The 6,729-nt window shown below is 36.0% G+C and carries 5 protein-coding genes; 2 read left to right on the top strand and 3 right to left on the bottom strand.

Features of this window, described 5'->3' with window-relative positions; all coding sequences use genetic code 11:
• Positions 1 to 706, bottom strand: a 706-nt coding sequence (locus ACP6PL_RS19940) for a hypothetical protein (protein ID WP_426547019.1), incomplete at its 3' end; no start/stop codon positions are given.
• A 322-nt stretch (positions 707 to 1,028) separates the two neighbouring features.
• Here ACP6PL_RS19940 and ACP6PL_RS19935 point away from each other — a divergent pair.
• Positions 1,029 to 2,261, top strand: coding sequence for a sensor histidine kinase (locus tag ACP6PL_RS19935; RefSeq protein ID WP_426547018.1), 1,233 nt, complete (start codon positions 1,029 to 1,031; stop codon positions 2,259 to 2,261).
• Between the two features lie 281 nt (positions 2,262 to 2,542).
• Complete coding sequence (locus ACP6PL_RS19930; protein WP_426547017.1) at positions 2,543 to 3,187, top strand: response regulator; 645 nt, start codon at positions 2,543 to 2,545, stop codon at positions 3,185 to 3,187.
• A 552-nt stretch (positions 3,188 to 3,739) separates the two neighbouring features.
• On the opposite strand, the gene ACP6PL_RS19925 is transcribed toward ACP6PL_RS19930, so the two are convergent.
• Positions 3,740 to 5,146 carry a cation:proton antiporter gene (locus ACP6PL_RS19925; protein WP_426547016.1) on the bottom strand — a complete coding sequence of 469 codons (1,407 nt, stop codon included), beginning with the start codon at positions 5,144 to 5,146 and terminating at the stop codon, positions 3,740 to 3,742.
• Between the two features lie 520 nt (positions 5,147 to 5,666).
• Positions 5,667 to 6,476: a carbon-nitrogen hydrolase family protein gene (locus tag ACP6PL_RS19920; RefSeq protein ID WP_426547015.1), complete on the bottom strand. Its 810-nt coding sequence runs from the start codon at positions 6,474 to 6,476 to the stop codon at positions 5,667 to 5,669.
• Between the last annotated feature and the right edge of the window lie 253 nt (positions 6,477 to 6,729).

The raw sequence follows: 6,729 nt of genomic DNA, 5'->3' as shown, positions 1-6,729 counted from the left end.
TGCCCTCGAAGTTGGAACCTATATTGTTTCCTAAGGTATTGAGTAGACTACCATCCCCTGGAATACCTTCTACTCCCTCGAAGTTGGAACCTATATTGTTTCCTAAGGTATTGAGTAGGCTACCATCTCCGGGAATTCCTTCTATGCCCTCGAAGTTGGAACCTATATTGTTTCCTAAGGTATTGAGTAGACTACCATCTCCGGGAATACCTTCTACTCCCTCGAAGTTGGAACCTATATTGTTTCGTAAAGTATTGAGTAGACTACCATCCCCTGGAATACCTTCTACTCCCTCGAAGTTGGAACCTATATTGTTTCGTAAGGTATCAAGTAGGCTACCATCTCCGGGAATTCCTTCTATGCCCTCGAAGTTGGAACCTAAATTGTTTCGTAAGGTATTGAGTAGGCTACCATCTCCGGGAATTTCTTCTATGCCATCGAAGTTGGAACCTATATTGTTTCGTAAGGTATTGAGTAGGCTACCATCTCCTGGAATGCCTTCTATTCCCTCCGAGTTGAAGTTGGAACCGATATTATTTCCTAAAGTATTGAGTAGGCTAGCATCTCCTGGAATGCCTTCTATGCCCTCGAAGTTGGAACCGATATTATTTCTTAAGGTATTGAGTAGGCTACCATCTCCTGAAGTACCTTCTATTCCCTCCGAGTTGAAGTTGGAAAATAGTCCTCTTCTAAATAAACGTCTCATAATTAATTTTTCCTCATTTAATATTTTGGTTTTCTTGCAGAACTTATCTATTTTTTAGTTCTAAACACTAGATATTTATAATGTTTCTGGGTAAGTCCTGTTTTTGTTTATCTGGCCGATCGCCTCATTGTATTTGTTCGCAATTATTTTTTTGCTACTTGTGTTTACTTAAATCTAAAGTACAAGTTACCCCTCTCAAATAACTAGAGAAAAAAGTCCTAAATTTTTCTAGGACTTTAGTCCTACGATTAACTCTGAAAATTTTATTGTGATGATTTATGCTAAAATTGTGCCCAGATCAATTCTCTACAAACTTATGATTATGATGATTTTTTTATCTAAAATAAGTAAACATCCTATTCGTTTTTTACTCTACTTAGAATGGATTTTATTGGGAATCATTGCTCTAAGTCAAATTCTTAAATTCCCTCTATATGGTCGTCGTCCAATACATTTTTTTCCCGCAGCAGAAGTATCAAATCTACTCTATATCAATCTTTTTATCCTGATAATATTTAGCATAATGGGAATATTTTTACCGATTAATAAATCCCGTTACTATAAAATTATCTACACTACTGTCGAAATTATTTTAATAATTATTATGACCTTCTTTGGTGGTTTACATTTATCTCCAATGTTATGTCTAATTTTAGTAATTCGCGATTGTTTGATTTTTGCCGAGCAGCAAAATATAATTATCAATATATTTGTTTTTTCTGTATTTACACTTATTCAAATTGAAAGATTACAAAAACTGACTATAATTCCATTATTGCTTAGAGAAAGATTTATCTTAGTTCTATTCACCTCAATAATTATGTTTGGGTTATTGATAATTTTTCTTCAGTTATTAGTAAAAACAGTAATGTCAGAACGAAAAAGTCGAGAAGAACTAGCAATTGCCAATGAAAAACTACGACAATATGCCAGAAAAATAGAAAACATTGTCGCTTTAGAAGAACGAAATCGGATTGCTAGGGAAATTCACGATTCTTTAGGACATTATTTAACAGTTTTAAATGTTAGTTTAGAGGCAGCTTGGAAACTGAGAAAATCAGAACCGGAAGAATCAATGGAATTTTTGGCAGATGCTAAACAATTAGGTTCAAAAGCTTTAAATGAAGTACGTCAGTCAGTGGCAGCTTTACGGGATAATTGCTGGCTAAATGAATCTTTAGAATCAGCGATCGCTAATTTAATAGCAGATTTTTATAAGTCTACTGGTATTTTACCTACAAGCAATATAAGTATCAATTATTCCCTGAATTATGAAGTAAAAATTGCTGTTTATCGTATAGTGCAAGAAGCATTAACTAATATTTATAAATATGCCTCAGCAACTACAGTAGAAATTTCTATTTTCACTACCACAAATTTACATCTAATTGTTCAAGACAATGGCAAAGGATTCAACTTAAAACAAAATACTACTGGATTTGGCTTGCAGGGAATGCGAGAACGTACTTTAGCATTAGGAGGCGAGTTAGAGATTTTGACTAACCCTGGTGCAGGATGTAAAATAATTGTTAATTTTCCCTCTTTTAGGGAATAGGGAATAGGGAATAGGGAATAGGGAAGAAAAAAATATAGGTGTACCTTATTCGTATTAAAAACGCTATATTATATAAAATATGCTAATGTTTTCTACCAAAAATTGATGGGAAGATGGGCTGCTTCATAAGGAGGACAATTTTTTGTATTTCATAAGTGCTTATGCAAAACTAATTACACATTAGTGTTTATGCAAAATTAATTGTACATTTTATTATAAATCTCGAATATTATCCATAAATTATCAATTATTTCTCCATCCATACCTATTCTATATAAATTATGATTAAAGTCTTATTAGTTGATGATGAAAATTTAATCCGCCGTGGATTAAAAGCTTTATTAAAGTTAGAAAATCATTTAGAAATAGTGGGAGAAGCGGAAAATGGAGCAACTGCAATACATCAAATAGAAAATCTACAACCAGATATAGTTTTAATGGATGTACGAATGCCCATTATGGATGGAGTAGCTGCTACTAAAGAAATTACTCAGCGTTTTCCAGAGATAAAAGTGTTAATATTAACTACATTTGATGATAATGAATATGTTACTCAAGCATTGAGATATGGAGCAGCAGGATACTTATTAAAAGACACACCTTCAGAAGAATTAGCTCAGGCAATTCAATCTGTATATAAAGGTTATACACAATTAGGACCTGGTATAGGTAAAAAAGTGATTTCTCAAATCTCAATTCCTGTTAATAACCGAGACCAAAGTTGGCAAGATTTAACTCCGAGAGAACAAGAAATTTTACAGTTAATTGCTTCTGGTGCTAATAACCGAGAAATAGCTCAAACTCTATACATTTCTGAGAAGACTGTCAAAAATCATATTACTAATATTCTCCGGAGGTTAAATTTGCGCGATCGCACTCAAGCTGCTATTTTTGCCTATTCAATTTTATCTGGGCAAAGTCAGTAGTGTTGCTCAAAACTTTGTTGCTCGAAGCAATTAAATGTAAGACATCTTAAGCGCAAGTCATATCAAATCCGTTTGCAATGGAAGTGTTATAAGAAACCGAGTTTATGACAAGTAGATGTTAGTATAGTGGGGTATTTAATAAACCCGTTTTCTCTGCTTTTTTATACCGATGCTACCAGATTTGATATCATACTAACTTGACATCCTCCCAACGCTACTCTACTAGACAATGCAGGATTCCCTTTCCATCACTGGTAGGGACTTTCTGCTGTCTTTTGTCTCTCCAGGAGGATTTGCGCTTTTTCCTGACGGAAACTTAGACTCTTTGGTTTTTCTACACAGAGACTTTTGAGCTAAATTGATTATCTGCATAAAAGGTAGGCGTTGCTGATTTTAGGTATAGAGTTTCTGATTCAGGTAAATAAAGAATCATTGATAAGATCAAATCATATCTTCTTCCTACGAAGGTTTGGAAAAAACTCCTTTGTCTTCTGTGTAACTCACCTATCTGACTCTTGAGCTACTATACCGGCATTCAGCAACGCCTCAAAACTAACCAGAAGTTTCTGGAACTTCTTCTGCTTCTGCTTCTCCAAATACTACTCGTAGGAGGGGAGGCGCTAAGAATGTTGTAATAATCACCATGAGAATAATTGCTACATCCAAAGCTGGGGATAAAGCACCACTAGCAGAACCAACTGAGGCAAAGACTAAACCAACTTCACCCCGTGGCACCATACCAACACCAATAGCTAAACGGTTCACTGAACCCAAACCAAATACACTAAAACCACAGGCAACCTTACCAATAATGGCAACTACTATTAAGAAGATGGCAATTACTAAACCTTCGCGGTTAGTAGGAATAGCTGGGTTAAGTACCCCTAGATTAGTTTTTGTCCCCACAGTGACGAAGAAAATAGGAACGATCACATCAGAAATAGGACGAATTAATTCTTCCAATTCTTTTCCAACCTCTGTTTCATCTAAGTTATCTAAAACTAATCCAGCAGCAAAAGCTCCCAATATTGCCTCCAAATGGATAGCAGCACCAACGTAAGACATAAACAATGCAATTGTCAAAGCTGGAATAACTGCTCTTCCTCTGGTTTTAAATTTTTCAGCAAAGAAAACAAAAGTCTCATTGAAGAAACGACCTAGCAATATTGCGCCCACCAAAAATACACTAGCACTAACAATTAGATAGACAACATTGATTACATCTACTTCGCCAGTTTTCGCTAAACTTGCTACCACTGCCAGGATAATAATACCCATGACATCATCTATAACTGCAGCACCAAGAATAATTTGACCTTCTTGTGTGTTGAGACGGTTAATTTCTGCTAGTACCCTGGAAGTGATACCGATACTGGTCGCTGTCAGGGCAGCCCCGGCAAAAATTGCTGGTACTGCTGAGACATGGAATATTAGCATCATTCCTGCTGTACCTGCAATAAATGGCAATGCAACTCCGACAGTTGCAACAATAAGGGACTGAATACCGACTTGCATTAAGTCTCTAATGTTAGATTCTAGACCAATTTCAAATAACAAAATGATGACACCTAGTTCTGCTAGAACTTCTAGTACCTCACTTTGGACTTGAAATGTAGCCTCAGCAGCATCAGGAGCTAGACCTGCTGTTGCCTCTAAGAGGCTAATAATTACTGACGAAGAACTATCAGCCCCACTTTCTGGAAAAATTACTAAGTTTAGGGCAGAAATACCTATAATTACACCCCCTACCAGTTCTCCTAATACTGGTGGAAAACCTAGCCAGTTAAAAAATTCGCCCCCTGCTTTACTAGCTATATAAATGGCCACTAGGCTCAGAAGAACTCCTGCTACTACCATTGCTGGTTCGGCTCCTGTTTCTGTTGCTGTAGCCATGATTGGTTGAATATTGCCTGACAAAGGAAATAAGAAAATTTCGCTAAAAAAATTGGACCCTGCCATTGAAGTAAACATTAAATCTTTCTAAATCACTCTGATTTAATTTAGCAGGACTTTGGGTACAGAGGGTTAGTATTTGGGGTATAAAAATATTTTGTAGTGATTATAAAAGATACTAGTACCGCTACGCGGAAGTCAGAATTCAGAATTCAGAATTCAGAAGTTTTGATTGGTAAGGCTTTGAGTATTTTGTTACTGGTCACTTATTTCCGTCATCCTGCACTAGAGTTATGCTTTTTATAGTTGGAGGTATCTATAATAGAGATTGCTGAATAGACCTCTCCAGAAAAGAGGGAGTAGGGAGTAGGGAGCAGGAAATAGGGGAAAAAATTGATTATTTCTACGCTATAATTGATTTGATTTTTGATTATCGGAGATGTCTAATAAATATAAAGTGCAAGAACATGAGTATTTGAGCCTCAAAAATCTTGCATTTTTACAAAAATTATCCAAAAAAAAGCAGTATCGTAGAGATTAAAACTATCTTTTTCAAGCAACCTTATATAGAAATTTATTCCTACAACTAAAACACTCTATGCTGGAGAGATGGCATTTGTCTACGGACTTGTTCTAGGCGAGTAGGGTCAATTTCTGCGATCGCCACTCCTGGTTTGTCCCCAGTATCTGCCAATATTAAACCCCAGGGATCAACTATTATTGCATGGCCATGAGTTTGTCTTCTGCCGTAGTGATTACCTGTTTGAGCTGGGGCAATAATATAACAGGTATTTTCTATGGCCCGCGCTTGGAGTAATACTTGCCAATGGTCTTTTCCTGTATATGCGGTGAAGGCTGCTGGTATAAATAAAACTTCAGCTCCTGCATTTGAGAGATGTCGATAGAGTTCTGGAAATCTTATATCGTAGCATACTGATATACCTAAATTCCCATAATCTTTGGATGGATACATTGATGGTAGCTGAGTACCTGCTTTGACGGTCTTTGATTCTCGATAGGTATTACCGTCAGGCAAGTTAACGTCAAATAAATGGGCTTTTTCATACCTTGCTACTTCTATGCCATTAGGCTCAATTAAAGATGCAACATTGTAGACTTTGCCATCTGTTGTCGGTACTGGATAGCCACCTCCTAAAATTGTGATTTGGTACTTTTGAGCAATTGTTTTGAGAAATTTTTCACTTGCTGTAGCGATCGCTTCTGCTTGAGATATTTTTTCTTCCTCTTTACCTAAGAAGGGAAAATTTTCTGGCAAGGTAACTAATTCTGCACCTTGACGGATAGCTAAGTCTATTAATTCTTCTGCTTGTGCTAAATTTTTTGACAAGTCAGGTACGCTTGTCATTGATATTGCTGCAGCGAGATAGGATTTCATTAAGTCAGTTTTTCAGAGGTCTTAAAGTTTTTGATTTTACCTTTCTTGTATACCGCTTCTCACCAAGGTTAAGATATACAAGTTTTGGATTTTAGGAGACGAGAAATAAGCAGTAGAGAATATCAATAAATATTCTACTTCATTAATATCACAACTGCCATATATAGAATGGTGTCAGAAATCAAATTTTCAACTGTATTTAATTGAGAATATTGATTTCTGTATTCACCACCATTTTTAACTTTGCAATTGA

The organism is Dapis purpurea BLCC-M126 (genome assembly GCF_050015975.1).
Taxonomy (GTDB): Bacteria; Cyanobacteriota; Cyanobacteriia; order Cyanobacteriales; family Microcoleaceae; genus Trichodesmium.
The sequence above is the reverse complement of the archived record's forward strand: the minus strand, read 5'-3'. Positions and strand labels throughout refer to the sequence as shown.